Origin of the sequence: Methyloversatilis discipulorum, assembly GCF_000385375.1 — a bacterium.
In the GTDB taxonomy this organism is placed as follows: Bacteria; Pseudomonadota; Gammaproteobacteria; order Burkholderiales; family Rhodocyclaceae; genus Methyloversatilis; species Methyloversatilis discipulorum_A.
Genome location: NZ_ARVV01000001.1, coordinates 1,454,805 through 1,470,451 on the forward strand (window position 1 = coordinate 1,454,805; position 15,647 = coordinate 1,470,451).

Below are 15,647 nucleotides of genomic sequence, written 5' to 3' on the forward strand. Positions count from 1 at the left end.
GGCGGCTTCAGTCGCCGCGCGGCAGCGGACGCAGCCGTGCCAGCGCCGTCGTGCTGGCGGCGACGGCCTCGTCCAGCCCCTCGCTGCGCGCCCAGGCGGCGATGCGCGTCAGTTCGATCTCGCTGTCGCGCGCGCCGTCGAGCGCCTGCTGCAGGCACTGCGACATGCGCGCCGGCCGCGCCAGTGCGCGCGCCGCGCGGGCGCACATCAGCGCGGCGGCCGGCGCGTGCGGCTCCGCCTCCATCCACTCGTCGGCCATCTGCGCCACCGTCGGCCAGTCCTTGCGCGACAACGGTTCGAGCAGGCGCATGAACCAGGGCTGATGTGCTGGCAACTGCGCCCACAGCGCCGAACCGGGCAGTGGCTTCGGCGCCTCTTCGGCGCGTTCGCGCAGGCGGTCGGTCCAGTCGGCAGGCATCGCGAAGTACTCGGTGCGGCCGGCGCTGGTCAGGAAGGTGGTGATGCCGATCAGTCGGCCTTCCTCGTCGAACAGTCCGCCGCCGCTCGCACCCTGCAGGAAGCCGGCCGAGGTCTGGATGACGTGGCTGCCGCCTGCTGAATGCAGATCGACGATGAGGCCGCGCGCAAAATGCGCTTCCATGCCGCCCGAGTAACCGTGGGCGAGCACGCGTTCGCCCAGCGCCAGGGTGCGAGTCGGGCGCAGCTCGACCGCCGGGTAGGGCAGCGGCTCGGCGGTGCGCAGCAGGCAGAGGTCGCGCGACACGTCGGCGCGCTGGCCGACCACCGCGTGTCGCGCCAGCCCGCGCGACAGCACGATGATGCGGGCGTGGCGCGTGACGTGGCAGTTGGTCAGTGCGCTGTCCGGCCCGATCACGACGGCCGAGCCGACCGACAGATTGTCGTCGTCGCCCAGTGCCGACACCTTCAGCACGGCGCGCGACATCTTCATCATGGCTTCGGCTGATGGCGCGGCGCCAGTCGCGGTCGAGGCGCCGATACAGGCGGCGACGATCAGCAGCCGGCGCTTCACGGCGTGGCGGTGTCCGGCGGAAAGCGTGCGTTGAAGTGGCGTTCGCGGCTGTCGTCGACCTGCACGTCGAGGTGGCGCGCATCGGCGGCGATGCCAAAGCGCAGATAGGGATTGCGGCTGATCGAAATGTCGAGCTCTGCGTCGAGCAGCGGGCGACCGTCCTGCAGCAGGCGCAGTGCGCGCACGTAGTCGGCGGCGACGTAGCCGCGCGTGTCCAGATCGACCTCGAGGCCGGAGTGGTTCGGGTGGCGGATGCGCAGTTCGACCTCGCTGCGCCCGCCTGCCGTGTCGAAGCGGCGCATCGACATGCGGCCGATCGCCGCCTCGCCGTCGTCTGCCGGACCCATCGGCGCCGAACAGCCGCCGGCGGCGCGCACGAAGTGCTCGGCCATGTAGAGCCGGCCGTCGTCGGTTTCGCCGATCGCGCGCACCATGGTGTAGCGCTCGACGCGCAGCCGCGTCTCGATGCTGCCGACCACCGCGTCGTGCAGCGTGAAGCGCGCGGCGAGCGGCGACGGGTTCTCGTCGACCAGCAGCCACAGCGTGCGCAGTGCGCCGCCCGCCGGGCCCACGTGCAGCGCAACCGGCACCATCGAAGCGTCTTCGGCGCGGTCCGGCGCTTCGAGCGCCAGCACGGCGCTGTCGGTGTGCAAGCTGCGCTCGCCGAACAGCGCGCTGCGCACTTTCGGCCAGGCCGCATCGGCCGACGCCGGCGGCAGCGCGCCGACGAACAGCGACACCGCCAGCAGCCAGCGCGCCGGCGAGGTCGCCGCCCGCAGTGTCGGCAGCGCGTTCATCAGGGTTTGGCGGACGCTTCGATCTGCGTGCGCACCGCGTCGAGGCCGGGGCGCATCAGCGCGCGCAGCGCCTTCACCGCGCTCTCGTCGTCCATGCCGGCGGCCGGATCGTTGCCGGTGTCGGCGCGGTAGCCGCGCGCCTGCCACACCAGCTTGCTGCCGCTGCCTTCGGCCTTGACGGTGAGCCGGCCGGAGTAGGAACTGACCGGCAGCACGGCCGGGTCGGCGTTGCCGGAGCGGTAGTTCATGCTCATCGCGGCCGCGTCGTAGTCGTCGAGCTGTTCGGTCACGGTGCCGGTCGGCAGCGTCAGCGTGCGGGTCGAACCGGCTTCGTTGCCGCGGTCGGCCGACGAGGCCTTGATCGCCGGATTCCACTTCGCGATGCCGGCGAAGTCGCCGACCACCGCCCAAACGGCGGCCGGCGGCGCGGCGATGACGACCGACTCGTCGATCTTCTGCGGCGTCGGTCCGTGCGCCACGGCGAGCGGTGCGAACAGTGCGAAGGTGAGAACGGACAGCGGGGCTTTCATGGATCAGGCACTCCTGAAGGTGAACAATCGTTGGGCGCGGCGGCGGACCGCCGACGGCGCCGGTGCGAGGCTGGCGAGCAATGCCGCGAGGCCGGCCAGCGCGAACAGCGGGCGCAGCGCGAACCGGGTGTCGGCGACGCGGCCGCCCGGCAGTGCACGCAACTGCGCAGCGATCTGCTCCGGCGAGCGTGCGACCGCGACGCCGAGACCGGTGCGCTGGGCCAGGTCTTCGAGCACGTCGTCGCGGCGCAGCGACAGGTGGTCGTTGTCGGAGCCGGGCGCGCGCTGCGGCGCGTTGCGGATGTCGCCGCCCAGCTTCTCCATGTCGAGTACCGACAGCGTCGGCGCGCCGGCGCTGGCGAAGCCGGCGGTGTCCTCGGCGGTCCAGTAGCCCTCGATGCGGCCCTTCTCGCCGAGCTTGGGTACCGGCTCCGGCTGTTCGCCGCCGACCCCGAACAGCAAACCCGGTACCTCGCCTGCCTCGCCGTCCCAGGCCGGTATGCGGCCGGGGTGCAGGGCCGGCGCCTGGTGGCCGTCGGTGAAGAAGGCGAGGGCGGCGCCCGGCGTCATCCGGCGGATGTCGTCGAGTGCGGAGTAGGTGCCGTAGTACAGATGGCTGTCGGCCGCCCACGCCATGCGCCAGTCGATGTGGCCGATGGCGTCGCTCAGTGCGGCGCGGTCGATGCAGACGTCGACCGGCATCAGCAGCGGCTGCGTGCGCCGCTCGACGAAGATGGACACGCCCACCTGCGTGCCGCAGGGCAGACGATCGAGTGCGGCGATGGCCAGCTGTTTCGCGTGGTCGAGCCGGCCGATGCGGGCGTCGGCCGGGCCGACGTCGCGGGTGTTCATGCTCTGCGTGATGTCGAACACCATCATGTAGGTGCCGACGCGCCGTTCGATCTGCACCGCCGGGGCGAACAGCGCCACGCCAAGACAGGCACTGGCCGCGGCGAGCAGCCAGAAGCGCGCACCGCGCCCGCGCAGGGTGTCGGTGAACTTCAATGCATGCCCCGCGGCGCGCCGACCATTTCTGTCCACGCCGCCTTGTCGGGCAGCGCGTCGTCATCGACCTTGGTTTCCTTGCCGTCCTTGCGCCAGTTGCGCACTTCGTAGTCGGGCACCAGCACCTGCGCCAGTTCGAAGTTGTAGCGCGCGCCCCAGTCCTCAGGCTGTTCGCGCAGTGCGCGGCGGTAGCCGGTCTTGGCCAGTTCGACGAGGGTGATGGCGCGCGCCGCCGCACCTTCGCCGGTGGCGACCTCGATCGCCCGCCGCAGGTAGATGTTGGCGGCATTGACCCGGGCGGCCCGTGCCAGCACCGGGTCGCCGCGCAGTTCGGCCTGCGCCTCGGCTTCGCTGTAGGCGGCCAGCGCCGCGTCGTTGTCGCGCTTGCGGTCGAGTGATACCGCACGGGCGAACAGCACCATCGGTGGTGCGCCGGCGTCGGCCACGCCGTCGCGCATCTGCCGGTTGGCGTCGTGCGCGCGCCAGCCCTGCCACAGCGCATGCAGGCTGGCGGCCGCGGCGAGTGCGGCCAGCAGGTAGAGCAGTGCGGCCGAGCGGCGGCGCAGCAGGTGAAGGAGTGCGGACGGCGACATCAGCGTGACCATGCGGGAACCTCGAAAGTGCGGGCGGCCAGCAGCAGCAGGCTGCAGGCGAAGGCGATGCCGATGAACAGCCCGCCGAGGTCCTGCCGCGGCGGTGTTTCGCGGTAGCGCAGCGGCTGGTTCTGCAGGCGGGCGACGTCGGCGATGGCGCGGGCGAGCGCGTCCGGCGTGTCGGCTTCGTACAGCCGGTAGGGCACGCCGAGGTCGCGGAAGTACTCGTTCAGGAAGTACTCCGGCGCCGGGTCGAAGCCGGCTTCCGGGTCCGGCGGGTCGGACGGACCGCGGCCGCCGGCGGTGCGCAGGAAGATCCAGTACAGCGCGCTGCGGTTCTCCGCGAACAGGCGGCGGATCTGGTTCTGCTTGCGCACATCGATCTGAGCGGCGCCGTCCGACACCAGCAGCACCACGCGCGAGCCGGTCACCGGCTTGTCGCGGAACTGTTCCAGCGACATCGTCAGGCCAGCGGCGATATTGGTCAGCCCGACGCCGGGCGCGGCCGACGCGCGTATCGCGGCGCGCACCGCGTCGTGGTCGGCGGTCAGTTCGAGGCCATGCACCGGCGCCGTACTGAAGGACACGACGCCGAACAGGTCGCGCGGGCGCTCGCGCACGAAGTCTTCGAGCAGGCGGGCGGCGGCGCGGCCTTTGGCTTCGTCGCCCTGCTGCGCGTCACGGCCGGCGAAGCCGTCGCTCATGCTGGCGCTGCGGTCCAGCGTGATGACGACGTGGGCGCCGGTGCCGATCCGTTCGACGTCCTCGCCCTGGCGGTGCGGACCGGCCAGCGCGATCACGCTGCCGAGCACCGCCAGCGCACCGAGCAGGCGCAGTGCGACGGCCAGCGCGCGCGAGGCCGGATCGGCCGGCACGCCAGGCAGCCAGCCGTGCGGCAGCGTGCGCTGGCCGTGCCACAGCAGCGGCAGCAGCGCGAGCAGTGCAGCCCACAGCCAGTGCGGATGATCGAAGGACATCATGTCGCGCTCACGCCGCTTCGACGACGGAGGACGGGGTGACCGAACGCCGCCGCGCGCCGAGCCGCTCGCGGTCGCGCAGTGCCGCCAGCAGCGGCAGCAGCGCGTCGGGCTGCGTGTAGCGCGGGTCGGGCGGCAGGCCGTAGAAGCAGGCTCGCGAGGCAGCGAAGGCTGCTTCCAGCGCTGGCGCCTGATCGGCAAAGGCCGGGTGGGCGGCGATGAAGTCCGGCAGCGTGGAGGCGAAGATGGTCTGCCCGGCGCTTTCATTGCACGCGTGGTGCAGCGCGCGGAAGGCCTGTTCGAGCGCTTCCGCGTCGTCGCGGCCGCGCAGCGCGCGCACGCTGCGCCAGGCGCGGGCGAACGGACGCGCGCGCTGCGCGCCCAGCCGGCCGGCCACCCACAGCGCAGCCAGCAGCAGTGCCGCCGCGGCGCCGGCCCAGCCCAGCGCACGCGCGAGCGGCGCGCTGCTGTCGAAGGCGGTGGCGCGGTAGCCCGGATGCACGCTGCTGACGATGTCCTTCTTCGACGCCCAGTGCAGCAGCGGCGCCGTGCTCAGATCGAAGGCCGGCACCTTGATCTCCGCCACTGCGTTGTCCTTGCGGAAGCGCAGCACGGTGGGCGACAGGCGCAGCGTCTGCGGTGCGCGCACGCTCTTCATCAGCTGCCATTCCAGCGTGTAGAGGCGGCAGTCGGCACAGCGCCCGGGCGCGTCGGCGACGGCGAGGCTGCGCAGTTCGAACTGGCGGTCGCCCTGGCCCGGCTCCGGCAGGCCGTCGCGGTCGGGCGTCCAGCCGGGTGCCACTTCGAGTGTCAGTCGCACCGGCACGGTGTCGCCGATGCGGTAGCCGAAGTTGCGCGGCCACTCGATCTGCTTCAGCGTGACCGTCGCCATCGCCGGCACGGTGAACAGGCAGAGCAGCAAGGAAAGAAGTGCAGGGACGGAGGACCGTTTCATGTCTGCAGGAAGTAGCGGTTGAACTGCACCGGATCGATGCGATCGTCGATGAACAGCGGCGGGCGTCCATGGCGCAGCGCGATGTGGCGCAGCCGTTCGCGGCGGGCCGTCCGTGCCTCGTCGAAGGCGCGGGCGAGCGCCGGGCGCTGCAGCAGCAGACGCTCGGCGCCGCTTTCCAGGTCGCGCAGGCGGGCGATGCCCCAGCGCGAAGAGGCGTGCTGCTCCCGGCTGTCGCCGAGTACCACGGTGACCACGTCGTGTCGGGCGAGACTGCCGAGCACGCGGTTCAGGCGCTCGTCCGGCATATGGCCGTCGGTGAGCAGGAACACCAGCGAACGCCGGCGCGGCAGCAGCGGGGCGGCTTTGAGCAGTGCGCTGTTGTCGTCGCCATCCGGCACGTGGGCGCGCAGCCGGGCGAGCGCGGCGCGCGCACCGGCCGCGCTGCGGCAGGGCGGCAGTGTCAGTTCCGCACGTATGCGGTGGTCGCAGGCGATCAGTGCGAACGGATCGCCGATGCGCCACGCGGCGTGCGCGATCGCCTCCGCGAGTTCGGCGGCCAGCGCATGCCGGTGCGTCGCGCCGTGGTAGTCCATCGAGCGCGACACGTCGACCAGCACCACCACCGGCACCACGGCCTGTTGCCGGAACAGCCGCACCCATACGCGCTCCGACGGATCGCGCAGCGTCGCCCGCAGGTCGAGCCGGCGCGCGTCGCGGTTGCCGGTCAGCGGCACGCTGCGTTCGAAGTCGTGCCCCGGGCCGGACAGCGTGCCGCGGTGCGCCCCCGCCGTGACCGCGCGACTGCGCCAGCGCAGCGCGTAGGCGAGCGCGGACGGTGTCATGGCGAGGCGACCTGGCGCAGCACCTCGGCGACGAAGGGACGGGCGTAGAGCGGGCGCTGCGTCTCGTACACCGGGTTCAGGCACAGGCGATGCGCGATCGCCTCGAAGAACACCGCGTGCAGGTCTTCCGGCACCAGGCGGTCGCGGCCTTCGAGCCAGGCCTGCACCCGGGCGGCGCGCGCCAGCATGGCCACACCGCGCGGGCTGGCGCCGGACAGGATGAACTGGTCGATGTCGACGTCGGACAGCTGCACGCCGTAAAGCGCGGGCTGGCGCGTCGCCAGCCAGAGGTCGACGCCGTAGTCGTCGAGTGCCGGGCTGGACTGCACGGTGTCCTGGATGGACTGCGCGACGTCGTTCAGGCGCGTGTGGTCCAGCATGCCGGGCTCGACGCTGGAGATCAGCGCGTCGGCGTCGTGGAAGCGGGTGTCGAACATCAGGCCGCGCAGCTGGTCGCGTGCGTCCGGCGCCTCGACCGACACTTCGAGCAGGAAGCGGTCGCGGGCGGCGGAGGGCAGTTCGAAGGTTTCCTCGCGCTCGACCCGGTTGCGGTCGGCGAACACCTGCATCCACGGCAGCGTGTACTCGCGGTTGAATGCACTGACCGTGCGTTCGGCCATCAGGCGCAGCAGCAGCGCATGCACCTGTGGCCGCGCGCGGTTGATCTCGTTGAAGAAGAACACCGCCAGTTCGCTGCCCTGCGCGATCAGCGGGCCGGGTTCGACGCGCGGCCGGCCGTCGTCGCCGACATAGGTGTGATAGACGAGGTCGCCCGGCATCAGGTCCACGGTGCCTTCGATGCGCTGGTAGGCACCGCCGATGCCGCGTGCCACCGCCTTCAGCAGCGTGGTCTTGCCGACGCCGACATCGCCTTCGAGCAGCACGTGGCCGCGGGCGAACACGGCGATGGTCATCAGTCGCACGGTGCGCGGCATGCCGACCAGCACCGCGTTGAGCTGGCGCTCGAAGTCGAGCGCACGGACCCGCCATGCCGACAGGTCAACAGGTTCGGAGTGCATCCGGGATTCCAGATCGGGTTGGCCGCGAGGGCGCGGCTGGGAAGGCGTGACGGAAGGCGCGCAGCGCGCCGCGTTCCGCGTGGCCTTCGGGAACCCGGCCGGGCGAGAGGGGAGCTCGCCCGGCCGGGTGTATGCGACGATCAGTTCACGTCGTACTTGAAGGTGCCGGTGGCGTTGAGCTGCTCGACGCGCTTGGCATTGCGCGCTTCCATCTGCTTGATGGAGTCGCCCTGCTTGGCCAGTTCCTTGGCGTCGTGCTTCGGGTCGTACTTGGAGCCGGCGACCTTGGCCGGATAGCCCGGCTTCGGCTCCCAGCAGTCGCCGGCTGCCTTGCACTTGGTGCCGTCGTAGGCGTGGGCGCCGCCGGCCAGCAGCAGGAGAGCGGAAGTGGCTGCGAGGCGGGCTGCAGTGCGGATCTTCATTGTCATTCCTCCATGGTTGTGATGTGGGTGCTGCACATGACGGCCCGGATGGGCCGGGTCGAAAACTTCGCCTTCGTCAGTTCGCCTGCTTCCACAGTGCCTTGGCCGGATCGCCCTTGTAGACCGAGCGGATCCAGCTCATGATCACCAGGATTTCGTCCTGCGACAGGTGCCCGCTCTGCGGTCCCATCATTCCCTGCAGACCGCCGTAGATGCTGGAGAACAGCCCCGGATCGGTGGCGTTGGCCGGGTAGGTCCAGTAGTCGTCGGCCAGGCCGGGGCCGAGCTTGCCTTCGGCGTGGTGACCGTGACAGCCCGAGCAGGCGGTCGAGTACAGCGACTCGCCTTCGGCGATCTTGGCGGCGTCGGTGTTGTAGGGGTTGATGCCCGTCTGTTTGAAGGACTTCACCGCCGGACTTTCCTCCTTGCCGGAGAAATCGAGCGGCGAACCTTCGATGATGTTGTAGAAGCGCGGCGGGCTGCCGGCGGCGATCGCCGTGGCGATGGCGCCACCCATCAGGGTTGCCGCGACCAGTTTGCTGACTTGAAACTTCATCCCTTGCTGTCCTTGTTTCCTTCTGCCACCGGGTGCGGCGGCAGAATCTGTATGCCTTCGGCGCGCAACACGCCCTCGATGTCGTCGCGACTGCGCGCGAGCGCGGCTTCGATGCGGGCGAGCAGTGCGTGATCGTCCTTGCGCACGGCGATCGCGGTATCGAAGTGGAAATGCACCGGCTCGCCGTTCGACTTGCTGGCCTGGGCCGGTACCTGCGTGACCTTCAGCGGCGTTGCTGCGCTCTTGATGTAGCGGGCGACCGACGGTGCCCAGGCCACGGCGACGTCGATCTCGCCGGCGGCAAGGTCGCGGATCAGCTTTTCGCTGTCGTAGCGCACGTAGCGGTTGCGCGGCGCCTTGTTGCCGCCGAGCGACATCATGTAGCGGAAGCTGTCGGCATATCGGCCGAGCTGTACCAGCATCACCTCTGCCGGCGTGCCGGGTATGACGCCGATGTGCGCGGTCTGCAGAGCCGGGCTGTCCCAGCCGGTCACCTCCTGGCCGAAATCGGCGCGGGTGACGAACACATAGCTCGAACGGTAGTAGGCGCGGGTCGTGGCGACGCGGGGATCGCCCGCATCGACGCCGAGCATGACGTCGCACTTGCCTTTGTCGAGCAGGTCGCGCACCACGTAGCGCGGATCGCTGAAGCCGACGCGCTCCAGTTTCATGTCCATGGCCGCCGCCAGCTTTTCGGCGATGCGGTCCTCGAATCCTTCGCCCCGCTCGTTGGCGTAGGGCATTTCGTTGTCGGCCGCGCACACCTTGAGCGTGCCGGCGGCGTGCGCGACGCCGCCGAGCGCGCACAGCAGCGCTGCAATGAGGGTCTGTTTCATCGTGGATCTCCTGCCTGAAACGGGCATGGCGCCATGCGCCATGCCCGGTACGTCTTACAGCGAGAACACCATCACGCCGCCGCCCATCTTGGTGTACTGCTGGAGCTCCTTGAAGGCGCCCACTGCACCGAGACCTGCGGTCGGGTCGGTCAGGTCGAACACGAGGCCGACACCGGGCCAGCCGCCGACGCCGTAGTAGATGGCGACGTACTGCTTGCCCTTGTGCTCGTAGGTGACCGGGTGGCCGATGACGCCGGACGGGAGCTTGAATTCCCACAGCGTCTTGCCGTTGTCGGCGTCGACCGCCTTGATCATGCCGTCCAGCGTGCCGTAGAAGACGAGGTCACCCGCGGTGCTGGTCGTGCCGCCCCAGACCGAGAACTTCTCGTCCTTGACCCACTTGAACTTCGACGTCTTGACGTCGTAGGCCTTGACCTGACCCATGTTGCCGTTGTTGCCCGGGGTGGCGTACATGTTCAGCGTGGCGCCGACGAAGAACTGACCCGCGCGGTAGGGCAGCATGAACGGCTCCCAGTCCATGCAGATCATGTTGGTGCCGAGCATGACCAGTTCGCGCTTCTTGTCGATCGAGTCGTGACCCTGGTTGTGATAGCCCATGGCGGACGGGCAGATGCCCTTGGCCAGGTGGTCCATGCGGGTCGAGTACTCGGGGTCGCGGATGGGCACGCCCTTCTTCATGTCGTAGCCCTTGAACACGTTCACCGACGGGTCGATCTTGTCGGCGCGAACGAGGTTGCCGTTCTCGCGGTTCAGGGTGTAGACGATGCCGTTGCGGTCCGGGTGGGTCAGCAGCTTCTGCTTCTTGCCGTCGACCACCTGGTCGGACAGGCCGATCCAGTTCACGCCGGCGTAGTCCCACTCGTCATGCGGCGTCTTCTGGAAGGCGAACTTGGCCTTGCCGGTCTTCACGTCGCGACCCCAGATGGCCATCGTCCACTTGTTGTCGCCCGGGCGCATGGTTTCGTTCCACGGCGCCGGGTTGCCCGAGCCGTAGTACATCAGCTTCAGTTCCGGGTCGTAGGCGTACCAGCCCCAGTTGGTGCCGCCGCCGATCTTCCATGCGTCGCCTTCCCAGGTCGAGGTGCCGAGGCCCTTCTGACCGTAGTGCGGGTTGGCCATGTTGAAGTCGTCGGCCAGCAGGATGTCCTCGTCCGGGCCGGTGGCGTAGGCGCGCCATACCTGCTTGCCGTCCTTGATGCGGTAGGCGGTGACGTAGCCGCGCACGCCCAGTTCCGCACCCGACGAACCGACGATGACCATGTCCTCGACCACCATCGGCGCCTGCGTCAGCGTGGAGCCGACCTTGGGGTCGGAGTTCTCCATCTTCCACAGTTCCTTGCCGGTCTTGGCGTCCAGCGCGACGATGTGGCCGTCGAGCTGGGTCTTGAAGATCTTGCCGTCACCGTAGGCCAGGCCGCGGTTCACGACGTCGCAGCACGCGACTGCACGGACCGAGGCGTCCTGCTTGGGCTTGTGTTCCCACAGGATCTTGTTCGGGTTGTCGAGATCGATCGCGTAGGTGATGTTCGGGAAGGGCGTGTGGATGTACATGATGCCGTTCACCACCAGCGGACCGCCTTCGTGGCCGTGCAGCACGCCGGTCGAGAAGGTCCACGCGGCCTTCAGGTTCTTCACGTTGCTGCGGTTGATCTGCTTCAGACCGCTGTAGTGGCTGTGGTCGTAGTCCTTGCCCTGCATGACCCACTGACGGTCGTCCTGCGACAGCTTGATCAGCTCGGCGTTGGCGAGCGCGGCACCCGATGCGGACGCCAGCGCGAAACCGGCGATCGCGGTGGCGACGGCGCGGCTCAGACGTTTCTTGTGCAGACCGGTCCGGCCGGTTGCTCTTTTCAGTGACATAGCGGTTTTCTCCTCCTTGGGTGGGGCGCGTGGGGATACGCGCATTCGCTTTCATGCGATCCGGGAGCCGGACCAGAACAGACCTGTGGGCCCGGAGATCGCAACCGCGGACGCTGCCGTCGACAGTCGGCCAGCGCTGCGGTCGAGCGAACTATAGGAATGTGCAGTGCAGCGATTGCGGTGTGCTGCGCATTGCAACGAGGGGATTTTGTCCCTCGGCTCCGGCGCTACCATCGACGGCACCGGTACCCCTGAAGCCGGATGTCCCGCCGCACTTCCATCGTCTCCGAATGACACTGAAGAACCGCCTGCTGCTGATCGTGCTCGTGCTCATGTGCCTGCTGCTGCTGACGCACGGCTTCCTGCACTACAAGGCGTGGCGCAGCGACTCGGTCGAGGAGATCGAGTCGGGCACACGGCTGGTGCTGCTGCTGCTGCCGGAGGACATGCCGCTGAACGCCGGCGACGGTCGCTCACCCATGCTCGATTCGCTGCTCGAACGCGTGCAGCGCATGAAGGACATCCGCCACGTGCGCATCGACGTGCTCGACCTTGCCGGTCGTGTGCTCGCCTCGTCCGACACCCGAGGTGCCAGCGGCTGGCCGGCGCCGGACGAGGCGCCGGTGCAGGCCGACGGCACGGTGCGCATGAAGCCGTGGCGGCTCAATGGCGAGATCGCCGGCTTCTATCGCGTGTCGCCGATGCCGTCCGACGAGATGCGCGAGAAGTGGGAGGGCTTCAAGCGGCTGAGCTATCTCACCGTGGCCTACAGCGTGCTGCTCGGGCTGCTGCTGTACTGGGCCATCTGTCGCGCGCTGGAGCCGGTGCATGCGCTGCGCACCGCGCTGCGCGACATCGAGTCGGGCCGTCTCGACGCGCGCCTGCCGGCCTTCCGCCTGCCCGATCTGGCGGAACTGTCGGCCTCGTTCAACCGGATGGCCAATTCGCTGGCCGAGGTGAGCCGCGAGCGCTCGGCGCTGCTGCGCAAGATCATGGTGATGGAAGAGCAGACGCGGCGCGCCATCGCGCGCGACCTGCACGACGAAATGAGCACCTATATGGTGGCGATGCAGCCGCACGTCGCGGTGCTGTCGGCCGCCTGCCGGCGTGAGCCGGCGCTGGCCCGCTACAGCGGCAGCGCCGAGGCGCTGGGCGGCCACCTGGCGCAGCTGCTGGGCCGCGTGCGTGTGCAGCTGGAATCGCTGCACCCGGTGGAGATCGACGCGCTCGGTCTCTATAACGCGCTGCGCCAGCTGGTCGAGCAGCGCAGCGCGCAGGCGCCGCGGCCGCTCGAACTGGTGCTCAACCTCGAAGGCGAATCGGCCGACGCCGGACCGACGGTCGAGGCCAGTGCCTATCGCATCGTGCAGGAGGCGGTCACCAATGCCTTCAAGCATTCCGACTGCTCGCGCCTGCTGATAGGCGTGAGTACCGAGCAGGGCAGCGACGGCCGCGTGCTCAAGCTCGACATCTGGGACAACGGCAGCGCGCACGGCATACCGACCGGCGTCGCCGGGCTGGGCATGCTGGGCATGCGCGAACGCGCGCTCGCGCTGGGCGGCGTCTGCAGCGCCGGCCCGGCTACCGGGGGCGGCTGGCGCGTCACCGTGCGACTGCCCTTCGCACGCAATGAACAGGAGATCACCGCATGAACAACCGACAGACCCGCATCCTTCTGGTCGATGACCACGCGGTCGTGCGCACCGGTTACCGCGCGCTGCTGGAGATGAACGAGTCGCTGCTGGTGGCGGCCGAGGCCGGCACCGCCGACGAGGCCTACGCCGCCTACCGCAAACACGCGCCCGACGTGGTGGTGATGGACATCATGCTGCCCGGCTCCAGCGGCATCGAAGCCACGCGGCGCATCGTCGCCTTCGACGAACAGGCGAAGGTGCTCATGTTCACGATGTGCTCGCACCCGACCGTGGTGCAGCAGGCGCTGGATGCCGGCGCGCTCGGCGTGCTGACCAAGGACAGCCCGGCCGAGCAGCTGGTCGACGCGGTGCAGTCGGTGGCGCGCGGCAAGCGCGTGCTGAGCCGGCAGGTGGCGGAAAGCGTGGCCTTCTCGCACTACCTGCCGGAATCCAAGCTGTTCGGTTACCTGACGCCGCGCGAATTCGAAATGTGCCGGCTGCTGGTGTCCGGCCATTCGATCGACGCCATCGCCGAACAGCTCAACCTGAGCCCGAAGACGGTGGCCAACAAGCTCAGCACGGCGCGGCGCAAGCTCGACGTCAGTTCCGACATCGAGCTGGTGAAGCTCGCGTCAGAAGTCGGTCTGGTGCCCTGGGTGACCGAGCGCCGGCTGGGCCTGACCGACGCGCCGCCGGCGTCGCGCTAGGTTTGCTGCGCCGGCTCGTCGTCGGCGTCGGCAAGCGCCCACGGGTCGAAGGGATCGGGCAGCGTGCGCCAGGTGGACGAGCCGGCGGCCATTTCGGCGTCGGTCAGCAGACATGCGTCGAGCTGCTGGCGTATCCACGCCTCGTCCATGTCCATGCCGATGAATACCAGTTCCTGGCGACGGTCGCCGAAGGGCGCCAGCCAGCGCGCCTCGATCTGCTTCAGGTAGTCGCGGTCGGTCGGCCAGTCGGCGCGGTCCACCGCCGCCCACCACAGGCCGGCCGGGCGGTTGCGACAGATGCCGCCAGCCTGTGCCCATTCGCCGGCGAAATCCATGCGGCTGGCCAGCCAGAAGAAGCCCTTGCTGCGGATGACGCCCGGCCATTCGTCGTGGATCAGGTTCCAGAAGCGCTGCGGATGGAAGGGCCGGCGCTCGCTCCATGAAAAGCTGCGGATGCCGTAGGTGTCGGATTCCGGCACGTGGGTGCCGCGCATTTCCTGCAGCCAGCCCGGCGCTTCGGCGGCGGCGTCGAAGTCGAAGCGGCCGGTGTCGAGGATGCGGTCCAGCGGTACGCGTCCTTCGGTCGACTCGACCACGTCGGCGCGCGGGTTCAGCGCGCGCAGTATCGCGTGCAGGCGGTCGCGTTCGTCGGCACTGACCAGGTCGCACTTGTTCAGCACGATCACGTCGGCGAACTCGATCTGGTCGACCAGCAGGTCGACCACGGTGCGCTGGTCTTCGTCGCCGAGCGATTCGCCGCGTTCGGCGATCATGTCCTGGCTCGAGTAGTCGCGCAGGAAGTTGTATGCATCGACCACAGTCACCATGGTGTCCAGCCGCGACACCGATGACAGGCTGCTGCCGTCCTCGTCTTCGAAGGTGAAGGTTTCGGCCACCGGCAGCGGTTCGGAAATGCCGGTCGATTCGATCAGCAGATAATCGAAGCGGCCTTCGCGCGCCAGCCGCGATACCTCGATCAGCAGGTCTTCGCGCAAGGTGCAGCAGATGCATCCGTTCGACATTTCGACCATGCGGGCGTCGGTGCGCGACAGCTGCGCGCCGTTGGCGACGAGCTGGGCGTCGATGTTCACTTCCGACATGTCGTTCACGATGACCGCCACGCGGCGGCCTTCGCTGTTGGACAGCACGTGGTTGAGCAGGCTGGTCTTGCCGGCGCCGAGAAAGCCCGACAGCACGGTGACCGGAAGTCGTTCGTTCATGATGGTGTGGTTTCCGTTGTCAGAACACCGCATCGAAGGCGGCGACGATGCGCAGCCGGTGCGGGGCGTCGAGTTGGGGTGAGCGGTGGATGACGCCGCGGCCGGCGTTGTCCGGCCACAGTTCGCCCTTGAGCAGCACGATGTCGCCGGCGGTGGCGCGATCGATGCCGGCGGCGTCGGTCATCACGGCGTCGCTGCCGAGGTGGCTGCGGTCGGCGCAACGGTCGTCCAGCCATTCGGTGGCCGGACCGATCCAGGTACAGAGCAGGCGCAGGGCGACGCGGTCGACGTGCCAGCGCGGGCACATGGCGCGGTCCAGCACCTCGATGCGCACGCCGACCCGCGTACAGCCGGTGAGGTCGGCCAGCAGTCCGGACAGCAGTTGCACGTCGGCATCGACGGTGTCGCGCCCGGGCAGTTCGGGCAGGGTGCCGATGGGCAGCGGGCTGCCGGCGTCGATCACCGCGCGCCGCCCGCTGCCAAGTGCGCCGCTGGCATGAGCCGCGTGCAGACAGTCGGCCAGACCGGGCGGCAGAGGGCGCTGCAGACGCACCAGATTGACGGCCGGATCGAAGACCTGCGCGAGGTCGGCCAACGTGACGGCGTCGACGGCACGGGAACAGGATGTCGCGGGAGCAGGGGGCTGAAATCGGATGTTCATGGTGCGTGCAGGCGGGGTGTG

At 69.3% G+C, this 15,647-nt stretch carries 17 protein-coding genes; 2 read left to right on the plus strand and 15 right to left on the minus strand.

Translation table 11 applies throughout. From position 1 onward, the window contains the following. Window positions 1-7: 7 nt before the first annotated feature. The 13 genes from METRZ18153_RS0106920 to METRZ18153_RS0106980 form a co-directional block, all read right to left on the minus strand. Window positions 8-991 (minus strand): S1 family peptidase, encoded by a 984-nt coding sequence (locus METRZ18153_RS0106920; protein WP_020164037.1) that lies wholly within the window; start codon window positions 989-991, stop codon window positions 8-10. Further along, complete coding sequence (locus tag METRZ18153_RS0106925) at window positions 988-1,788, minus strand: quinoprotein dehydrogenase-associated SoxYZ-like carrier (RefSeq protein WP_020164038.1); 801 nt, start codon at window positions 1,786-1,788, stop codon at window positions 988-990. Before METRZ18153_RS0106925 ends, METRZ18153_RS0106920 begins: the two co-directional genes overlap by 4 nt. Then, entirely contained in the window at window positions 1,788-2,318 is a 531-nt protein-coding gene (locus METRZ18153_RS0106930) for an SRPBCC family protein (RefSeq protein ID WP_020164039.1), read from the minus strand. Before METRZ18153_RS0106930 ends, METRZ18153_RS0106925 begins: the two co-directional genes overlap by 1 nt. 3 nt (window positions 2,319-2,321) lie before the next feature. Beyond that, window positions 2,322-3,323, minus strand: coding sequence for a vWA domain-containing protein (locus METRZ18153_RS0106935; protein ID WP_020164040.1), 1,002 nt, complete (start codon window positions 3,321-3,323; stop codon window positions 2,322-2,324). Next, window positions 3,320-3,928, minus strand: coding sequence for a hypothetical protein (locus tag METRZ18153_RS0106940; RefSeq protein WP_020164041.1), 609 nt, complete (start codon window positions 3,926-3,928; stop codon window positions 3,320-3,322). The genes METRZ18153_RS0106935 and METRZ18153_RS0106940 overlap by 4 nt, the downstream gene beginning before the upstream one ends. Further along, window positions 3,916-4,896, minus strand: coding sequence for a vWA domain-containing protein (locus METRZ18153_RS0106945; protein ID WP_020164042.1), 981 nt, complete (start codon window positions 4,894-4,896; stop codon window positions 3,916-3,918). Before METRZ18153_RS0106945 ends, METRZ18153_RS0106940 begins: the two co-directional genes overlap by 13 nt. Before the next feature lie 7 nt (window positions 4,897-4,903). Continuing rightward, window positions 4,904-5,815 (minus strand): hypothetical protein, encoded by a 912-nt coding sequence (locus METRZ18153_RS0106950; protein ID WP_020164043.1) that lies wholly within the window; start codon window positions 5,813-5,815, stop codon window positions 4,904-4,906. A 29-nt stretch (window positions 5,816-5,844) separates the two neighbouring features. Continuing rightward, window positions 5,845-6,690: a DUF58 domain-containing protein gene (locus METRZ18153_RS0106955; RefSeq protein WP_020164044.1), complete on the minus strand. Its 846-nt coding sequence runs from the start codon at window positions 6,688-6,690 to the stop codon at window positions 5,845-5,847. Beyond that, a complete protein-coding gene (locus METRZ18153_RS0106960; protein WP_020164045.1) occupies window positions 6,687-7,709 on the minus strand; it encodes an AAA family ATPase in 1,023 nt (340 codons plus the stop codon). The genes METRZ18153_RS0106955 and METRZ18153_RS0106960 overlap by 4 nt, the downstream gene beginning before the upstream one ends. Window positions 7,710-7,849: 140 nt before the next feature. Continuing rightward, window positions 7,850-8,131, minus strand: coding sequence for a hypothetical protein (locus METRZ18153_RS0106965; protein ID WP_020164046.1), 282 nt, complete (start codon window positions 8,129-8,131; stop codon window positions 7,850-7,852). A gap of 76 nt (window positions 8,132-8,207) precedes the next feature. Next, complete coding sequence (gene moxG, locus METRZ18153_RS0106970) at window positions 8,208-8,687, minus strand: cytochrome c(L), periplasmic (RefSeq protein ID WP_020164047.1); 480 nt, start codon at window positions 8,685-8,687, stop codon at window positions 8,208-8,210. Next, window positions 8,684-9,523, minus strand: a complete 840-nt coding sequence (gene moxJ / locus METRZ18153_RS0106975; protein ID WP_020164048.1) for a methanol oxidation system protein MoxJ — start codon at window positions 9,521-9,523, stop codon at window positions 8,684-8,686. The genes moxG and moxJ overlap by 4 nt, the downstream gene beginning before the upstream one ends. 54 nt (window positions 9,524-9,577) lie before the next feature. Further along, window positions 9,578-11,404, minus strand: a complete 1,827-nt coding sequence (locus METRZ18153_RS0106980; RefSeq protein ID WP_020164049.1) for a methanol/ethanol family PQQ-dependent dehydrogenase — start codon at window positions 11,402-11,404, stop codon at window positions 9,578-9,580. 290 nt (window positions 11,405-11,694) lie between these two features. Here METRZ18153_RS0106980 and METRZ18153_RS0106985 point away from each other — a divergent pair, with 290 nt between their 5' ends. Both METRZ18153_RS0106985 and METRZ18153_RS0106990 read left to right on the plus strand, forming a co-directional pair. Next, window positions 11,695-13,056: an ATP-binding protein gene (locus tag METRZ18153_RS0106985; protein WP_020164050.1), complete on the plus strand. Its 1,362-nt coding sequence runs from the start codon at window positions 11,695-11,697 to the stop codon at window positions 13,054-13,056. Next, window positions 13,053-13,745 (plus strand): response regulator, encoded by a 693-nt coding sequence (locus METRZ18153_RS0106990; protein ID WP_020164051.1) that lies wholly within the window; start codon window positions 13,053-13,055, stop codon window positions 13,743-13,745. Before METRZ18153_RS0106985 ends, METRZ18153_RS0106990 begins: the two co-directional genes overlap by 4 nt. Here METRZ18153_RS0106990 and zigA read toward each other — a convergent pair. Both zigA and METRZ18153_RS0107000 read right to left on the minus strand, forming a co-directional pair. Then, window positions 13,742-14,965 carry a zinc metallochaperone GTPase ZigA gene (gene zigA, locus METRZ18153_RS0106995; protein WP_020164052.1) on the minus strand — a complete coding sequence of 408 codons (1,224 nt, stop codon included), beginning with the start codon at window positions 14,963-14,965 and terminating at the stop codon, window positions 13,742-13,744. The two genes, METRZ18153_RS0106990 and zigA, sit on opposite strands and share 4 nt — an antisense overlap. A gap of 19 nt (window positions 14,966-14,984) precedes the next feature. Further along, a complete protein-coding gene (locus METRZ18153_RS0107000) occupies window positions 14,985-15,626 on the minus strand; it encodes a DUF1826 domain-containing protein (RefSeq protein WP_029143608.1) in 642 nt (213 codons plus the stop codon). Window positions 15,627-15,647: the final 21 nt, after the last annotated feature.